Origin of the sequence: Shewanella sp. Arc9-LZ (genome assembly GCF_010092445.1) — a bacterium.
Lineage (GTDB): Bacteria > Pseudomonadota > Gammaproteobacteria > Enterobacterales > Shewanellaceae > Shewanella.
Genome location: NZ_CP048031.1, coordinates 767,453 through 784,667 on the forward strand (window position 1 = coordinate 767,453; position 17,215 = coordinate 784,667).

Genomic DNA, 17,215 nt, shown 5'->3' on the forward strand with positions numbered 1-17,215 from the left:
CTAGATTAATTTCAATCATTGTTAACTGACATTCTGTGGCGCAATAGATTAGAATAACCGCCATATTACGGACCAATTAGAGTTGAGTATGCACGTACACATTTTAGGTATTTGTGGCACTTTTATGGGCGGTTTAGCCCTACTTGCCCGCGCAATGGGCCACAAAGTTACCGGCAGCGATGCCAACGTTTACCCGCCGATGAGCACCCAGCTTGAGCAACAAGGTATTGAGCTAATCCAGGGGTTTGATCCGGCTCAATTAGGCAAAGAAGGCGACAACCAACCAGACTTAGTGGTTATTGGTAACGCCATGAGCCGCGGTAATCCGTGTGTAGAAGCAGTATTAAATCGCGGCATAAAATACACTTCTGGGCCGCAGTTTTTGGCTGAATATATTTTGCAAGACCGTTGGGTATTGGCGGTAGCGGGTACACACGGTAAAACTTCTACTTCAAGCATGCTTGCGTGGGTTTTAGAGTACTGCGGCTACGAGCCGGGTTTTTTAATTGGCGGCGTACCGCAAAATTTCGGTGTGTCAGCACGTTTAGGTAACTCAGTGTTTTTTGTTGTCGAAGCCGACGAATACGACAGTGCCTTTTTTGATAAACGCTCTAAGTTTGTTCATTACCATCCTCGCACTTTAGTGATCAATAACCTTGAATTTGATCATGCCGATATTTTTGCCGATTTAGCGGCGATCCAACGCCAGTTTAATCATGTTATTCGTACAGTGCCGGGCGAGGGTAAAGTGATTTGGCCTAGCGACGTTGAAGCCGTACAACAAGTGATTGCTATGGGCTGTTGGAGCGAGCAAGAAATTTATTCTAAAGCCACAAGCTTAGCCAGCGATTCAGCTCAACAAGGTGAACCAAGTGCTTGGCAGTCGCGTACTATTGCCGACGATGGCCATGAATTTGAAGTGCTGTTTAAGGGCGAGTCGCAAGGAGTATTAAACTGGGCATTAATAGGTCAGCATAATATTGAAAATGCCATAATGGCAATAGCGGCTGCTCGTCATGTGGGCGTAGCGCCAGGTCATGCTATTGAGGCGTTGGCACAATTTAGTCCACCAAAGCGTCGTTTAGAGCTATTAGCCACAGTAAACGGTGTGGCGGTGTATGACGATTTTGCTCATCATCCAACCGCTATAGCCACTACATTACAAGGGTTACGGGCTAAAGTTGCATCTAGTGACAATCCTAATGGCAACATTATTGTGGTGCTAGAGCCGCGCTCAAACACCATGAAAAGTGGAGTACATAAAGATACTCTCGCCAACTCGATGGCATTAGCCGATGTAGGTTATCTATATCAAGCGGATAATATTGGTTGGGACATTCATGCCAGTATGGCTAACGCGCCAATTCCTGTGACTGTGTTTAACAACATTGAAGATATTATTAGCACTGTCGTCGCCACAGCAAACCAAGGTGATACCGTGGTCATCATGAGTAATGGTGGCTTTAATGGGATTCACCAGAAAATTATTAAGGCTTTAGCGTAAGGCTTTCGCCGACAGAGGGTACAACATGGCCTACGCCAAAAAAGCTAAAGCAATTAGTCTTGCCTGGACGGGGGCATCTGGCGCTCCTTATGGCATTAAGCTGCTGGAATGTTTGTTAGCGGCCGATTTCCAAGTTTTTTTAATGATATCCAGTGCAGCGCGGGTGGTATTAGCCACCGAACATGGCTTGCAACTGAGCGCAAATCCACAAAAAGCCAAAGAGCAATTAATTGAACAGCTGCATAATTCCGATGAGCCATTAAAAGGTGAGCTAGTCGTATTAGGCAAAGATGAATGGTTTTCGCCGCCAGCATCAGGCAGTGCTGCGCCTAAGCAAATGGTGGTTTGTCCGTGCTCAACTGGCACATTAGCCGCTATCGCGACAGGCATGAGTAATAATTTGCTCGAAAGAGCAGCAGACGTAGTATTAAAAGAGCGCGGGCAGTTAATCCTTGTTCCGCGTGAAACTCCGTTTAGTGCCATACACTTAGAACATATGTTAAGCCTTACGCGCAACGGTGCGACCATCATGCCAGCAGCCCCAGGCTTTTATCATAATCCCAAATCGGTTGAAGATCTGGTAAACTTCATGGTTTCCCGAATACTTGATCATTTGGGCATTGAACACGACTTAACGAGTCGCTGGGGATACGGACGTACTCAGTCACACGACATCGACAATTGAGAGATTTATGAAGCACACCATTGAAATGATGATTTCAGAACAAGAAATCAATAAAACCCTAGACCAGCTAGCAGAACGTATTAATGCTCATTACGCCGACAGTGAACGCTTATTAATGGTTGGCTTATTAAAAGGTTCTGTCGTGTTTATGGCCGATTTGTGTCGCCGTATCAAAGGCCATGTTGAAATCGATTTTATGTCAGTATCAAGCTATGGTAATACCATGAACAGCTCGCGTGATGTGAAAGTGCTTAAAGATGTACAATCTGACATCGCCGGCCGTGACGTATTAATCGTTGAAGACTTAATCGACTCAGGTAACACCTTAAACAAAGTGCGCGAGATGTTATTACTCCGTGAGCCAAAAAGCTTAGCGCTTTGTACATTATTAGATAAACCAGAGCGCCGTGAAGTCGATGTTTATGTCGACTTTATTGGTATTACCATCCCAGACGAGTTTATTGTGGGTTACGGTATCGACTACGCAGAGCAGTATCGCAACTTGCCTTACATCGCTAAAGTTGTTCCATTAGATTAATGAGATTTGTATACACTCCCGCTACACAGGCGGGAGTTTTGTTTTGGGCGTCAGAATATTTCAGCGTCTTTCTCATCTACATTACGTCATAAGCAGCACGTAATAAAAAGTGTTTAATTCGCAATTCATGGATTAGAGGTATGACAATGAGTAACACCAACAATGCATTGGTGATCGAAAACCTTAAAAAAACCTATAAAGGTGGCGTAGAAGCCGTTAAGTCGATCAGTTTGACGGTAAAGCAAGGTGACTTTTTTGCCCTGCTTGGCCCTAATGGTGCGGGTAAATCTACCACCATCGGCATTATCAGCTCATTGGTACAGAAAACCGCAGGTACAGTGTCGGTATTTGGTTTTGATATTGATAAGCAGCTCGAACATGCCAAGTTATGCATCGGGTTAGTGCCGCAAGAATTTAACTTTAACCAGTTTGAAACCGTGCAACAAATAGTGGTTAACCAAGCAGGTTACTATGGGGTACCAAAAGCGGTTGCATTAGAGCGTGCTGAAAAGTACCTCACCCAACTTGATTTATGGCAAAAGCGTCACGCCCAAGCCCGCGAACTGTCTGGCGGTATGAAACGCCGTTTAATGATTGCCCGTGCGTTAATGCACGAACCTAAATTATTGATTTTAGATGAGCCAACAGCTGGGGTCGACATTGAACTGCGCCGTTCAATGTGGGAATTTTTAAAGCAAATCAACAAGCAAGGTGTGACCATTATTTTAACCACCCACTACCTTGAAGAAGCTGAGATGTTGTGTCGCACCATTGGTATTATCGATACCGGTTTGCTGGTGGAATGCACCACCATGAAGGCATTATTGAGTAAGCTAGATGTTGAAACCTTTATTTTCGATTTACGACACGATCTCGACGTAGCACCAATGCTCACCAATATGAATTGCCGCTTAACTGACGCACATACCTTAGAAGTCGATGTGGCCAAATCGAACAATATCAATGAATTATTTACTCAGTTAACAGCAGCCAATATCGAAGTATTGTCGATGCGCAACAAAGCTAACCGCTTAGAAGAATTATTTGTAGAGCTGGTAGAAAAAGCCAAGGAGTCAAAATAATGAACAGTCTGTATTTTGTGGCTTTTAAAAGTATTTTAACCAAAGAAATTAATCGCTTCACCCGTATTTGGATCCAAACACTGGTGCCGCCAGCCATTACCATGACGTTATACTTTTTAATTTTTGGTAATTTAGTTGGTAGCCGTATCGGAGAAATGGGCGGCGTTACCTACATGGAGTTTATCGCGCCAGGTTTAATCATGATGTCGGTGATAACCAGCTCATATTCTAATGTAGCCTCATCGTTTTACAGCGCCAAGTTTCAACGCAACATTGAAGAAATCATGGTGGCCCCAGTGCCACATTACGTGATGATAGCCGGTTACGTCGGTGGCGGCGTCGCCCGTGGTCTAAGTGTTGGTTTAATTGTTACCACAGTGGCGATGTTGTTTGTTGATATCTCGTTACATCATGTTGGCTTGGTCGTGCTAACCATGTTTTTAACCTCTGTGTTATTTTCACTTGGCGGGTTAATTAATGCGGTATTTGCCAAAAGCTTTGACGACATCAGTATTATTCCAACATTCATTCTCACACCATTAACCTACTTAGGTGGGGTATTTTACTCGTTATCGTTATTGCCACCTTTTTGGCAAGGTGTATCGGGCTTAAACCCAGTTGTGTATATGATCAACGTATTCCGCTATGGCTTTTTAGGTTTTGCTGACTTAAGTGTACCGTTATCGATTGCCATAATGGTTGGTTTTTGTGTCAGCTTATGGACACTGGCTTACTATTTAATATCGCGTGGAATTGGTTTGCGTAGCTAAGTCTTGCATAGCCTAGTCTTGCAATAGATAAACCGCTCACAAACCAGTTGTCACAATCTAAGTATAAAAGGGCTCGCAAGAGTCCTTTTTTGTGGGCGATATTTAACAGGGGTTTACTCAATAGGCTTGACCTCGGACTAAGTAATTATTACTGCTAATTATAATCCATTGGGCTTTGTACACCGGTTTGGTGTAAACCAGCTACATGAGTATAAATTTGGGTCGTTTTTACATCGGTATGGCCTAATAGCTCCTGTACCGTTCTAATGTCGTGCCCACGCCTAAGTAAGTTTGTCGCAAAAGAATGCCTAAAAGTATGGGCGGTAATGCGTTTAGTGATAGTCGCTTTCTGAACTGCTTTTTTTAATGCCTTTCTAAATGTTGTTGGATCAATGTGGTGTCGACACAGATACCCATTAATTGGATGTGACACACAGTGAATCGAAGGAAAAAGAACTCTCTCCAAAGCAATGAAAACGAGATATGTTACTTATTTAAATGATGGGTGGAATTTTTTTATGATGGGAGGGAAGTCATCGCTTCATTATTAAGACAGGCATTCAAAAATTAGAACCAATTGGTTACTGATATGGTGTTGCTATCCTGACGCATGGGGGAGTTCAAAACACAACAATATCGATTAGCCTACACTGATATGTTCGGTAATACCGTTTCAGCTCGTATCTTTAAATGAATTCCTTTGCTATATTTTATTGTAAGTAAAGTAGCGCTTTGATTTATTTCTGGAGGGGGTATGGCGAGATCACTTGTACTGTTTATTGTCTTTAGTCTAATACCCATATTTTCAGTCTATGGAAAAGAATTGAAACTTGCTGTGGTACCTAAATTTAATAGTGTTTTTTTTGAGCAAAGTAAAGCTGGTTGTATAGATGCCGCCGCTCAAATAAAAGGCGTGAAATGCATATATCGAGGACCAGATATAAGTAATGTTAGGATGCAAAATCAGGTAATAAATCAATTGATTGATGAAGGTGTCGATGGTATCGCGGTAGCCGTTACACAGTCTAAATATCTCGTTAACAATAGCCTGAAGAGAGCTAAAGAAGCAGGCATACCGATTATTACCTATGACTCTGATTTTGATGCTTCAATCAACGAAGACCCTAATAATATACGTCTAGCCTATATAGGCACTGATAATTTTGAATTGGGTAAATCATTAGGTGAAGAGTTAAAAAAACTTCGGCCTAATGGGGGGACGCTAATAATGCAATCTGGGCGACCAGATTCTCCCAATCTGAATTTAAGACTTATGGGTGTTCGTTCCGCATTATCGGGGAAAAAATACGATACGCCTCCTGGCGAATTGCTTAATAACGACTCGGGCTGGACTGAAGTTAGAGAACCTTTTTTTAATTTTGATCAGCTGGATCAATCTGTTAATCAAATGGAGTCTGTAATGAAAGGTAAACCTGTAAAAGCAGACTCCTTTATTACTGTTGGTGGTTGGGCACAAAATGATCAAGCACTTTACCGTAAAATGATTGCCCCGTACCAGGCAAAAATTAATAACAACAAGGTCATCATTATTATTACTGATACATCCTCTGAACAATTAACTATGCTGGAAGATCAACTTGCTCATATCAATATTGGTCAAAACCCATATGAAATGGGAAGACAAGCCATTTTGACACTTTATAAGATTGTAACAGAACAAAAATATGAGAAAACAATTTACACTCCTATCACAGTTTGCACACCAGAGAATGTTGATACCTGTAACAAGAGTGCGGGATTGTAATCATATTTGATTTCGCCCGAATTAACATAACCAGCCAAAGTTGTCGGCTAAACAATTAGCAATTAACAATGAAAAAACGCTTTAATTACCCTTTTAAAAGGGTAATTAAAGATGGCCAGATCAGGCCAAAACAAACCATTGTTAGCTTAAATGACACGCCTTTTCCCTGTATATAGAAAGTTGCCACTGTTGCTCGCGTTTAGTACGTAATGCTTTTCTTTGCGGGATTGATAATTCGACAGGTGAGAGCGTTGAGCATCGCCGAGAATGGGGTTATTCACATATTTTTATACTGATTTTCTGCTTATTAAGCACGCTATTTGTTAGACCAAAATTTTGATAGCAAGATTAGTTGTAAATAATGTGTGTTGCTGATAATAATCGATCTCACATATGAAAGGTGGTTCAATTACACTCCAATCTTATAAAAAGCCTGAATGGAAGAATGAGTATGCCACACCAAGATCAGAGCCTTACCATTAAAATGGCGGCTCCTTTTTGTATATTATTAATAGTGATATTACTGACACAGGTTGTTGGTGTGTATGTCAGCAATAACTTTTTAGCTTCTGGAGGGGTTAAAGGTTATTGGATTATAAGTCGATTAATCTTTCCATTTGTTCTTATTTTATTGCTGGCCATACCGTTAAAACAATTGTACTTCTCTAAACCAACAATTAATCGTGAAAACCTGCTACTTATGGCTGTGTTTTTGGGTCTTTTGCTTTGTTTATTCGTTTATCTACAATTTTTTGCCGCAGATTATTTATCTCATTATCGTCATGGCAGTTCTTTAGAGGGGCTAAGAGAGGCAGGGAAGTTTCAACGTTTTTTAATTTTTACCGTATCGACTATCATTGGCTGGGAGGTGCTTCACCGAGGATTTTTATTGGGTGGTGGCCAATATTGTTTAACTCAGCATTACAAAATCAACCCGACGGCGGCGGCTGTGATAATGACCGTTATTGTCTGCATCTTTGAAGTATTATTCCACATAAAAAAACCGATTTACGAAGCTATAGGTATGATTTTTGCCTCGCCATTATTGTCTTATTTAACCATTAAGACGCGCAGTTTATGGCCTGCATTAACGTTTCATTTATTGATTGAGTTAGCATTTGGCTTTTCCGCTTTCTATTATTCGGTCTATTAATTAGTGCATTTATAAACTTGGCCAAAATCAATAGGCCACCCAAGAGTGTTGATGGACACTAGCTTACTATTTGATATCGGACAGAATTGGTTTGTGTAGCGAAGCTGTTTTTAGCTCGTAGCAAGTCAGTGATAGCAAGTGATAGTGAATAAAATGAATCTTTTGCGGCATTACCAAATTCTGTAGTGATTAATCACTATGCAAAAACACATCTTCTAAATATAACCTAGAAAAGTAAGCTTACATGCCATATACGCGCATCTAATTTGTTTTATATTATTGGTGAAGTTGATGGCGATTAATAATAAGGTCTGAATGAGTAATAAATCATAGCAATATTTATCTAAACTCCTGATTGTATCTTTTCTCACACCCCCAAATCGTGTTCAATAAATAATCAACAAAAACAGCAGTTTCATTTAAATCCCTCTCCAAAGTCGGTTGGTGTTATGGTATTGTTAAATTTTAGCGGTGGCATTCTACAGGCTCATCAGCATGCATATAAAATATATCTACACAATTCATAATATGGAGAATTTAAAACATGGAAAAAAGTATTAAAAGTAACACTTATGCCAACACAAGCCTTGTGCTAACGACGATAGGGACTGTGCTTTCTACCCAAAAGCCTGTTTACTACATAGATATTATTATACTTGTTGCCGCTATTGGATTTGGCATTATGGGAGCTTATAAGCACAAGTCATAGCGTTCGATGCTAGCGTATATGGGTCCTAGCCAGCACAGGGTTCACTTATGAGTGTCGCGTTAGATTTTTAAAAAGGATTCGTTTTATATGGAAGTATTTAAAAAATGTGGATACGGTATTTTCTATTTTTTAGCGCTTGGTGTTAGCATTTATGCCATTCTGTTTGTAACTGTTGATTGGGTTGGCTCAGAATATTTAAAAGAAAAATTTTCATTAACACCTTTGGCAATGTATCTGCACATGGTCGGAGGCTCAATAGCGTTAACTATTGGTGCATTCCAGTTAAACAGTCGCTTAAGAGCTAAAAGCATCAAACTTCACCGAGCTCTTGGTAAGGTCTATGTTACCGCTGTATTACTCTCCGGTTCTGCTGGTTTATACTTAGCTACCAATTCTATGGGGGGGATTGTTGCTCATTTCGGTTTTGGTACTATGGCTGTTTTATGGCTTTTTACTGTAAGTATGGCATTTGTGCAAATCAAGAAAGGTAACGTGAATGCACATCGCTATTGGATGATAATAAACTACTCTTTAACTTGTTCAGCCATTACCCTTAGATTGTATCTACCATCATTCCCGTGGTTATTTAATGTAGACTTTATAACGTCTTACATTGCAATCTCTTGGGTTGCCTGGGTTCCAAATGTATTAGTAGCACAATTATATTTACTAAAAACCAAACGTGTTAATTATGCCGTTCAACGTCCTATTGATAATACATTAAGTACATAGAGCAAAGTGTAAACAGCTCTTAAACGCCACCAATAAGCGAGAAATGGATTGATTAATTTGGTTAATCCGCTTGGTTAACCACTCGCGCCCCTTGGGGCACTTATTGCAAGTCGGACGTTAGAAACTTATGACGCAAAATAGTGCTATTAAAATTGCCTTTTGGCGAGGCGTGCTAATTGCTCCGCTTGCGGTACTGCCTGCAACACTTATTTGGGCTTTAATTGCCTTGGTTAATCAATTTACTGTTCAAAACTTAATTGATGCGATTTTTAATGTAATATTTATCAGTTTGTGGGGCATTTGCGTTGCTTATGTTATTACCGCGACATATGGCAGCTTAGTTTGGTATGCGCTTTGGCGTTATAACGTGCTGTCGTTGGGCTCATTATTATTAGCTGTTGTTATTCCTTGTGCGATAACGGCGATCATTACGACCGATATTTTGTTTTCGTTAATGGTCACATATTATTCATTAGCCGTGGTATTTTCGTTTTGGTTTGTTGGTATTCGAAATATTAAAGAGTGATAACGGCATCGTATTTTTTCAGTTGTGGGACGATGTGAAATTAATATCAAAATCGTACATCTGTTTTACGCCTTATGGCAGATAAAAGGAGTTTATTTTGCGCTTGATTCATTGGATTTACTTAACAATTGTTATAGTTGCAACTTTTTCGGCAAGTTCATCTGCCACAGTTGCAGTTGAGATATTGCCTATGCGCGACAGAGCTGAGTTTATTGACAGCATACTGGCTAAGCGGGTCGAGCTATTATTACCCAAGTTGATGAATGAACATAAGCTCGATATGTGGGTAATCATTAGTCGTGAATACAATGAAGACCCTGTTATTAAAACGCTATTACCTGCTACATGGATATCTGCTCGCCGCACAACAATACTGGTATTTGCTCGTAAAGGTGACGGCAGTGTTGATGCTTATGCAATCGCGCCTTATAACGTTGGTAATGTTTTCGAAAAAGCGTGGGATAAATCAAAACAACCCAATCAATGGTTGGCTCTTAATGAGTTAATTGAAAGCTATCAACCCAATACCATAGGTGTTAATCAATCGAAACATTGGGCTCACGCCGATGGACTAGTCGCAACAGATAAAGAAAATCTGTTAGCGCATTTACCCGAAAAATATAAAACAAAAATAGTTTCAGCTGAACCCGTCGCCGTAGGATGGTTGGAGCAACGAATACCTGAAGAAATTGCCGTTTATAAAGATATCGTAAAATTGGCTCATGCAATCATTGCTGAAGCATTTTCTAACCAAGTCATTATCCCTGGGGAAACAACGACTGATGATGTGGTTTGGTGGCTACGAGAGCGTATCGTTGAGCTCAAGTTACAAACTTGGTTTCATCCAAGTGTATCAATTCAGCGTAGTGATGATGTTGCCTTAGCGCGCGAGTCGAGTGTTACCCATGACAATGATAAGCAAATTATTTTACCGGGCGATCTACTGCATGTTGATTTTGGCATAACCTATTTACGTTTAAATACGGATACGCAGCAGCATGCTTATGTACTCAAGCCAGGCGAAAGCGAAGCACCACAATATTTACAACAGGCGCTGTTATCAGGCAATAAACTACAAGATGTATTTACCGGACAATTTGCTGAAGGTCTTACTGGTAACCAAGTATTAAAACGCTCTCGTGAACGTGCAATTTCACAAGGATTAACGCCCACAATTTATACTCACCCGCTGGGTTATCATGGCCATGCCGCAGGTACGACACTGGGAATGTGGGATTCGCAAGACGGGGTTCCTGGTGATGGTGACTACCCATTACACCTCAATACGGCCTATTCAATTGAGCTTAACAATGCCGTTTATATTGAGCCGTGGAAAAAAGAAATCAGAATTATGTTAGAAGAAGATGCCATTTTTGACGGATCGGGAGTGTGGTATTTAAATGGCAGACAAACAGCTTTTTTACTGATTAAATCTCAGTCTCGCTGAGCTTTATAGATTAAAACTTGTTTGGGAAAAATAGTTACTCTTTTATACAACAATGGTGTGCGAGTGTTGGGGGCAAGGTCTCCTGTTAGGTGTATTCAACGAACCAAGTTACTCATTCTTTAGGTTCTATTTCGTTCCACATTTTAGTACGTTATGATTCATCGCTTAAAACAGCGTAAAGCAAACAAGGAAGTTGTATATGTCAGGAAGCAAAGTCTACTCACCCGTTCAAGCTAGTCTAGGCGCATTTTTAGGAGGGCCAATAGCTTCAGTTTTTTTCATAAAACAGAACTTTGTCGTCTTGAATGATGATGAAGCCGTTAAAAAAACGAATCGCTATGGTGCTTTGGTTATTACTTTTTTCATCTCAATTTTGCCTTTTTTGCCAGAAAACTTTCCAAATATGATCATTCCTATAATCACGATTATTTCTACGAGACTGTTAGTTGAAAAGTTTCAATTTACAAAAGAAGTCATCTCCAATAACGATGATTTAGATTTTCATTCTAACTGGCGAGTACTTTTTGTCAGCTTGATAAGTCTGGTTGTTTTTATGATTATTGGCGTTAGCCTGCTGTTGGCGTTAGATTTTTTTGGTGTTGAAAGTCTGCTGTAAACTTCACGACTTCACGACTTCACGACTTCACGTCTTTACTATGGGTAATTTTTTGAAAATGAAGTCAGCTTTCAAAGATAGTGATGTCAGGTTTTATTTTTTTAATAAAAACGAAAAATTGAGCAAATGAACTTAATCTACGCTATTTCGAACTAGCATGATTTAATTTTGGTCAAACATTAACAAGGAACTCAGTTGAGAAAAATCATTTATATCTTAGGATTGATATCCGTATTTTCAGTGCAAGGTGCCAGTTTTGATTGCTCGCTGGCCAGAAGCGCGATAGAAAAGAACATATGTGCTAACCCTGATATTTCAAAGGCAGATGAGGCGTTAGCAACGCTTTATAGCAATATTAAAAGCCAAGCTAAATATGTTAATGATTTAATTAATGGTCAGCGTGCTTGGTTAACACAACGAAATGCATGTGAGACTGATGTTTGTATTTTAGATAAATACCAATCTAGAGCGTTGGCGTTAAATGCTTGGCCTGAAACAGAGGCTAAAAAAGATAAAGCGCTAGAAAACTGTACCGATCGTCCCGAGTGTTGGCCAGAAGGCAGCGCTATGCATACTGGTTTGACATTAGTTAACAGTTTGAACAAGGCATCTGCTCAATTGAAAATAAAGCATGATGAGCTCATCGCTCTGTTGTCTGATGCCCCTAATTATGATGGTGAAAAACAGCCTGACTCTCGTGTTATCTCGGCTTTAACCGCACAGCAACTGTCCTGGAGTACTTATAGATCTGACGAATGTGAATTAATTGGTTCGCTGACCGGAGCGGGTGGCTCATGGCCATCGACTTATGCTAATCGTTGTGAGGTCAATTTGACTGAAGAACGTTTGCGCCGCGTTAATTCATCTATTAAGTGTATTAACAAAATACCTTTAGAAGATCGTTGGATGGAACAGTCTCGTTGTTTACAGCAACTTGCACCGTTAGCCAATAAAGTGTAGATAATTAACGTAAACTAGGGCTGCTAAGTACCTATTAAACAAGTTATTAGCTTCCTTAGTTATTTGGCCTGCATTTCTCGTTATAGGATGTCATTATTTAAAGGTAACTTTGCCTCCCACCATTTTAAAGGCTGGTGCGCCTCTCACTAAGGTATCTCTGGCAAATATCTGGCTGCATTCAGGGCATGTGCAAGGAACCTTGGTGTTGTCTTCGACAATACGCTCCTTAAAGCATTTGATTAAGGCGCCTTTACCTCCCTTACGATACTTAAACAATGGTGCTTTACACTTAGCGCAGAAAACATCGACGGTGCGCGAAGGACCTTTCTTGTTGGGTTGGGCCATGTATCGTTTACTCTAAAGTCTGTAAAGTGCTTTAGCCTATTGTAATGAAAAGTGCCGGGTTAGGCTAAAGTTAGCGATGCCTTTTATCATCCGGCCCTCTTGCTATTGGTATACGCTGTTATCCGTTAATGTTACTGACCAAGAAAGAGCTTAAGACTCTTTTAATGCTTATCTTTATGACTGGCTGTTTAATATTAATCAGCCTATTGGCACTCAAAAGTGCTTGGAGTGCCAACCATATGAAGATCGTGATTAAGGTTAAATTGACGAAACTGCTAATATAGATACATATAGAGTCATATAAAACAGCAAATAGACGATGGCTGTTAGATTAGGCTGTAATCATAATCGTAAATTAACACCCAATGCTTGCAGATGTTAGCCATGGTTTATATTGAGCTTTCGGAATGCAAATGTTAATTATTACAGAGGATTTACCTTTGAGTTTTTATGAAAACAACATTCTTCCACACATTATAAATTGTGCTTGTTCTTCAAGTGTCATCATGGAGCTTAGGCAGAAAGTTGTGCCTTTAGCTTATGGCAATGTTTTAGAGATTGGTATGGGCTCTGCTGTTAATATGGTTTTGTATAATCCTATGAACGTTAATATGATATGGGGCCTTGAACCTTCTCCTGGGATGCGTAAAAAAGCGCGGAAAAATTTAGCGAAATCGCCTATTCAGGTTGAATGGCTAAGTCTCCCTAGTGAACAGATTCCTTTAGATGATCAATGTGTTGACTCAGTTGTGTTAACTTATACTCTTTGCACTATTGCTGATTGGCGTGCCGCTATGCAGCAAATACATAGAGTGTTGAAGCCTGATGGTAAAATATTTTTCTGTGAGCATGGAGAAGCACCTGACGATTCAATTAAAAAATGGCAACATCGTTTAAATCGCTTATGGGGTAACGCTTTTGGTGGCTGTAATTTGAATAGACCTATGATTGACAATATACAAAGCAGCGGCTTTAGTATCGATTGGTTTGAAAGTGATTATATAAAGGGAGTGCCAAAGTTTGCATCGTATATTAGCTGTGGTGTGGCGACTAAAAAGACCTAACAAGAGAGTGGGGATATAAGGTGGTTTAAACTGGTCACTTTAATTTCAGTACTTAGTTTTGTTATCCTAGTCGAGGTGATGAGCATAATGATCTAGATTAAGATAATAGGCGGGAACTGGGCAGTGCTATTTTGGTCTAGAATTTAGTCGTTTTTATTTCGTGTCATTGAGGTGAATTAGTCGTTTTAATCGTTAATCTCTCTTGATTAGATAACCGAATTTGAATCCCATCGACTGTGGTAATCCGCTGAGCTTCAATATCTTTTTTACGCACCTTGTAACTGTTTGTCATCGCTTCAATAGGTGATGTAATTGTAACTTCAACGACGGTATTATCGTCATACCAACTCCAGCCCCAATAGCCTGCAGAGGCTAACATCGACACCGCAATCATAGTGTAAATAATTACTCGACTAAGAAGGGGTGATTTTTGTGCATCTGCCATATCTGCGATGCGATTAACTTTATGCCCTCGTCCACGGCGCAAGTAGACAATAGCGCCAAGGATTACCAATATTGTCACTAGAATTTTTGTTAGCACGTCATCTTCCACCAATTAATAATTAACCACAATTATACAGTTTATTGAATAATTTAACGTTATCTAGCACACATCAATCGTGCTAATTAATATTGATTACTCAGTTGTAAATATAGCCGCATAGGGACACTTCCGACGAGGATAATATCGTGATCGTTTATTAAGCTGTGATGACCACTCTAAATGACAATAGCTTAAGTCTTCAATTCTTACTATGCCTCACAGCCTAGGATGAAAGCTGCAATGGTAACAAATAACCCGTCAAAAAATGGGTTTAATTTACTTGCCTGACGAGGAACATCGATGCATTAAAGTGAGTTGATTCACCAGCAAGACTCATACAATACTCCTTAAAAAGAGTTGTAATGTCACAACAACATTAGCGAGTTAGATAGGTTATCTAATGGTACGAAAAAACATTCCCGCTCTTGTCTTGGTAACTGCAAGTAATGAGTTAATTAAAAGAGTCGACCAAATCAACTCATTATTAAGCGGATGATTGATACCGCTAATAATGAGAACTTGGCAATATTTTTATATACGGATTAATTCATCTATTTTCCTGTTGTAAGGAGGATTGATTTAACCAATGTATGCTGGTAAGTTATTAAAAATATTAATAATTAAACACGTGTTACTATTGCGCAGTTAAATGTGTTCCGGGTATTTACCGAAACTCTGACTCTTTTCACAAATACGCTGTCATAGATAAACTTATTAACTCAACGGAGTGATAGATGAAGTTGTTCAAATTGGCTTTAATTTTTGTAGCGGCCATATATTTATCTGGATGCGCATCTGGTGCAAAAATGAAAAATATGACGTTTCAGGGTGAACAAAAATCCTACTTTGATGTATTAAATGACAACATAGAGTTATCAAATGTCTCTGGTGGTCAAAAAACAAATCCACTGTGGACATCAGAAATTAGCAGTGAAGCCTTTTCTGGTGCTGTCAGGGGAAGCCTGCAAGCACAGGGATTATTGTCTGATGATGGTCGATATAAACTGGTTGTGAATATGCTTAAAGTGGATCAACCTATTTTTGGGTTAGATTTTGAAGTTACTACTCATGTTCAATATTTACTGACCGATTCGGCAACCCAATCCATTGTGTTTGACGAAACCATCATTGCACCGCACACAGCAACATTTAAGGATGCCTTTGTTGCGGTAAAAAGGCTTAGATTAGCCAATGAAGGTGCTGGAAGAAAAAACATTGAAGCACTACTTGATAAATTATCTGCGTTACAGATAGATAAGAATGAGGTATCACTAGTAGAGTAAAAAATGCATGGCCTCAAGCTTATTGCTTAGTCTGCTGTAAATTTTAGCTGACTTATTCGGTAGGCTTTTGTTTACTAGGCTCGCAGTTATTTTTTTAAGTGTTAGATTGATATAAGCATCACCCAAATCACCTAGCCAGAAATTAGTCGAGCAATAGCTATCTAATTTCTAGTTTGGTTATATTTTGTTATTACCAGTTGGATACAATCCCCATATTATTCTGAAACAACTATTGATGGTTATTTTTATTTTCATGAGTAACTTTTACATGGTAAAAAGTAATAATTTGTAAAAACTACAAAATAATTATATTACAATATTTCATTTTTTATCATCAAATATAAATGTTATATTTATCAGTTGTTTATTTTTTTGTTGCTTCGGTTTAAATGTGGCATGCCTTTCGCTTTATTAAAATAGAGTCGCTAATATTTAGGCATGTTTTTTTATTAATGTTATATAAATTGACCCAATCTATTTATCGTAATAGTGTGTTAATTGGACAGTTTTTATTGCCCCTATTTATTTCAACGTAATATCACTCTATAAATTTTGTATTTAAGGAGATTAGAAATGGCTACAACAAAGGCAAAAAATCAAGATCCACAACAGAAAATTGAAGATGCTTATCACTTAGCTGAAGAAGCGACTTCAGAGGCTGTTCATTCCTTGAAAGATAAAGCGAAAGAATCATTGGGTGAAGGCACTGAAAAAGTTAAATCGGCAACAGCTCAAACTGAAAATCTTATTAAGGAACACCCTTTATTAAGTGTCGGGTGTGCTTTTTTAGCGGGATGGGCGATTTCGAAACTTATAAAATAGCAAAGCGGCCGGAGGGGTTTTATTATGGAAAACACTGAGAAAGTGTACAGTAAAGATAAAATCTCCGATGGCACGCAGACCGATCCTCACGTTAACTCAGATGAGGTGGACGTAAACTCCGATGACGTAAACGTTGAAGAAATTAAAGATATTTTTAATAAGGCATCGAAATTAGCTCAAGAGGTTGGACAGTGGTCAGAGTCTACAGTCCAACTTTTCTTTATGGAAATATTACGAAATGTTGCCGCAGCAAAACAGTTTCTTGTTTGCCAGCTTTTATTTATTCCATTGTTAGTTCTCTTTATCTTCAGTTTATGTGTTTGTTCCGGGATCGTGATCTACAGCCTCACTCACAGCATATTTATTGGCTTAGGGGTATTTCTACTCACAATGATGTTGGTTTTAGTTGGCTTGCTGTATTGGCAAAAACGGCTTATTCGTTTTTTTGGCTTCAAAGACACTGTCTCCCAATTAAAGGAGGGTATCGATGTCATCTCTAAAGCATCTAAATCATTCGATTAAGTTAACACGTATGCAGGGGAAAGACTCTGTTAGGCAGTGCGAGTTAACGCTTAATTTATTACTCCATTCTGTCAAAAAGCAGACTCGAAAGCATCCTTTTGGGGTCACAGTTGGTGTCACCATCGCCACGATTGTCTTTGCTCGGTAT

Annotated in this window: 19 protein-coding genes and 1 pseudogene; 17 read left to right on the top strand and 3 right to left on the bottom strand. The window is 39.3% G+C overall.

Annotated features, from left to right (window positions below; translation table 11 throughout):
- The first annotated feature begins 88 nt into the window (after positions 1–88).
- From mpl to GUY17_RS03400, 5 genes are all read left to right on the top strand, one after another.
- The gene (mpl, locus tag GUY17_RS03380; protein ID WP_162022309.1) at positions 89–1,504 is read left to right on the top strand and encodes a UDP-N-acetylmuramate:L-alanyl-gamma-D-glutamyl-meso-diaminopimelate ligase; all 1,416 of its coding nucleotides are present in this window, start codon (positions 89–91) and stop codon (positions 1,502–1,504) included.
- Positions 1,505–1,529: 25 nt separating this feature from the next.
- On the top strand, positions 1,530–2,189 hold the full coding sequence (locus GUY17_RS03385) for a flavin prenyltransferase UbiX (RefSeq protein WP_101086120.1): 660 nt from the start codon (positions 1,530–1,532) through the stop codon (positions 2,187–2,189).
- A gap of 7 nt (positions 2,190–2,196) precedes the next feature.
- Positions 2,197–2,727, top strand: a complete 531-nt coding sequence (hpt, locus tag GUY17_RS03390) for a hypoxanthine phosphoribosyltransferase (RefSeq protein ID WP_011638672.1) — start codon at positions 2,197–2,199, stop codon at positions 2,725–2,727.
- A 146-nt stretch (positions 2,728–2,873) separates the two neighbouring features.
- The gene (locus GUY17_RS03395) at positions 2,874–3,809 is read left to right on the top strand and encodes an ABC transporter ATP-binding protein (RefSeq protein ID WP_101086323.1); all 936 of its coding nucleotides are present in this window, start codon (positions 2,874–2,876) and stop codon (positions 3,807–3,809) included.
- Positions 3,809–4,579, top strand: coding sequence for an ABC transporter permease (locus GUY17_RS03400; protein ID WP_101086119.1), 771 nt, complete (start codon positions 3,809–3,811; stop codon positions 4,577–4,579). The genes GUY17_RS03395 and GUY17_RS03400 overlap by 1 nt, the downstream gene beginning before the upstream one ends.
- 154 nt (positions 4,580–4,733) lie before the next feature.
- Here GUY17_RS03400 and GUY17_RS03405 read toward each other — a convergent pair.
- A pseudogene (locus tag GUY17_RS03405) lies at positions 4,734–5,006 on the bottom strand (tyrosine-type recombinase/integrase); the annotation flags it as partial.
- Between the two features lie 327 nt (positions 5,007–5,333).
- Here GUY17_RS03405 and GUY17_RS03410 point away from each other — a divergent pair.
- From GUY17_RS03410 to GUY17_RS03445, 8 genes are all read left to right on the top strand, one after another.
- Positions 5,334–6,344 carry a substrate-binding domain-containing protein gene (locus GUY17_RS03410; RefSeq protein WP_162022310.1) on the top strand — a complete coding sequence of 337 codons (1,011 nt, stop codon included), beginning with the start codon at positions 5,334–5,336 and terminating at the stop codon, positions 6,342–6,344.
- A gap of 451 nt (positions 6,345–6,795) precedes the next feature.
- Positions 6,796–7,497 carry a CPBP family glutamic-type intramembrane protease gene (locus GUY17_RS03415; RefSeq protein ID WP_157822779.1) on the top strand — a complete coding sequence of 234 codons (702 nt, stop codon included), beginning with the start codon at positions 6,796–6,798 and terminating at the stop codon, positions 7,495–7,497.
- Positions 7,498–8,041: 544 nt separating this feature from the next.
- On the top strand, positions 8,042–8,206 hold the full coding sequence (locus GUY17_RS03420) for a hypothetical protein (RefSeq protein ID WP_157822778.1): 165 nt from the start codon (positions 8,042–8,044) through the stop codon (positions 8,204–8,206).
- Positions 8,207–8,293: 87 nt separating this feature from the next.
- Positions 8,294–8,938, top strand: a complete 645-nt coding sequence (locus tag GUY17_RS03425; protein WP_101086115.1) for a DUF2306 domain-containing protein — start codon at positions 8,294–8,296, stop codon at positions 8,936–8,938.
- A gap of 127 nt (positions 8,939–9,065) precedes the next feature.
- On the top strand, positions 9,066–9,464 hold the full coding sequence (locus tag GUY17_RS03430) for a hypothetical protein (protein WP_101086114.1): 399 nt from the start codon (positions 9,066–9,068) through the stop codon (positions 9,462–9,464).
- A 127-nt stretch (positions 9,465–9,591) separates the two neighbouring features.
- On the top strand, positions 9,592–10,911 hold the full coding sequence (locus tag GUY17_RS03435; RefSeq protein ID WP_254439907.1) for a M24 family metallopeptidase: 1,320 nt from the start codon (positions 9,592–9,594) through the stop codon (positions 10,909–10,911).
- 199 nt (positions 10,912–11,110) lie between these two features.
- Positions 11,111–11,527, top strand: a complete 417-nt coding sequence (locus GUY17_RS03440) for a hypothetical protein (RefSeq protein ID WP_101086113.1) — start codon at positions 11,111–11,113, stop codon at positions 11,525–11,527.
- A gap of 195 nt (positions 11,528–11,722) precedes the next feature.
- Positions 11,723–12,487 (top strand): lysozyme inhibitor LprI family protein, encoded by a 765-nt coding sequence (locus GUY17_RS03445; RefSeq protein WP_101086112.1) that lies wholly within the window; start codon positions 11,723–11,725, stop codon positions 12,485–12,487.
- A 93-nt stretch (positions 12,488–12,580) separates the two neighbouring features.
- Here the strand turns inward: GUY17_RS03445 and GUY17_RS03450 are convergent, their stop codons facing one another.
- Positions 12,581–12,832: a hypothetical protein gene (locus GUY17_RS03450; protein ID WP_101086111.1), complete on the bottom strand. Its 252-nt coding sequence runs from the start codon at positions 12,830–12,832 to the stop codon at positions 12,581–12,583.
- Between the two features lie 413 nt (positions 12,833–13,245).
- Between GUY17_RS03450 and GUY17_RS03455 the strand changes: the two genes are divergently transcribed.
- Entirely contained in the window at positions 13,246–13,896 is a 651-nt protein-coding gene (locus GUY17_RS03455) for a class I SAM-dependent methyltransferase (RefSeq protein WP_242445107.1), read from the top strand.
- Between the two features lie 163 nt (positions 13,897–14,059).
- On the opposite strand, the gene GUY17_RS03460 is transcribed toward GUY17_RS03455, so the two are convergent.
- Positions 14,060–14,437 carry a hypothetical protein gene (locus tag GUY17_RS03460; RefSeq protein WP_101086110.1) on the bottom strand — a complete coding sequence of 126 codons (378 nt, stop codon included), beginning with the start codon at positions 14,435–14,437 and terminating at the stop codon, positions 14,060–14,062.
- Between the two features lie 737 nt (positions 14,438–15,174).
- Between GUY17_RS03460 and GUY17_RS03465 the strand changes: the two genes are divergently transcribed.
- The 3 genes from GUY17_RS03465 to GUY17_RS03475 all read left to right on the top strand — a co-directional run bounded on the left by GUY17_RS03465 (position 15,175) and on the right by GUY17_RS03475 (position 17,067).
- Positions 15,175–15,723, top strand: coding sequence for a hypothetical protein (locus GUY17_RS03465; protein ID WP_174839625.1), 549 nt, complete (start codon positions 15,175–15,177; stop codon positions 15,721–15,723).
- A 573-nt stretch (positions 15,724–16,296) separates the two neighbouring features.
- Positions 16,297–16,545 (top strand): hypothetical protein, encoded by a 249-nt coding sequence (locus tag GUY17_RS03470; RefSeq protein ID WP_101086109.1) that lies wholly within the window; start codon positions 16,297–16,299, stop codon positions 16,543–16,545.
- A 24-nt stretch (positions 16,546–16,569) separates the two neighbouring features.
- On the top strand, positions 16,570–17,067 hold the full coding sequence (locus GUY17_RS03475; RefSeq protein ID WP_162022311.1) for a hypothetical protein: 498 nt from the start codon (positions 16,570–16,572) through the stop codon (positions 17,065–17,067).
- The last annotated feature ends 148 nt before the right edge of the window (positions 17,068–17,215 follow it).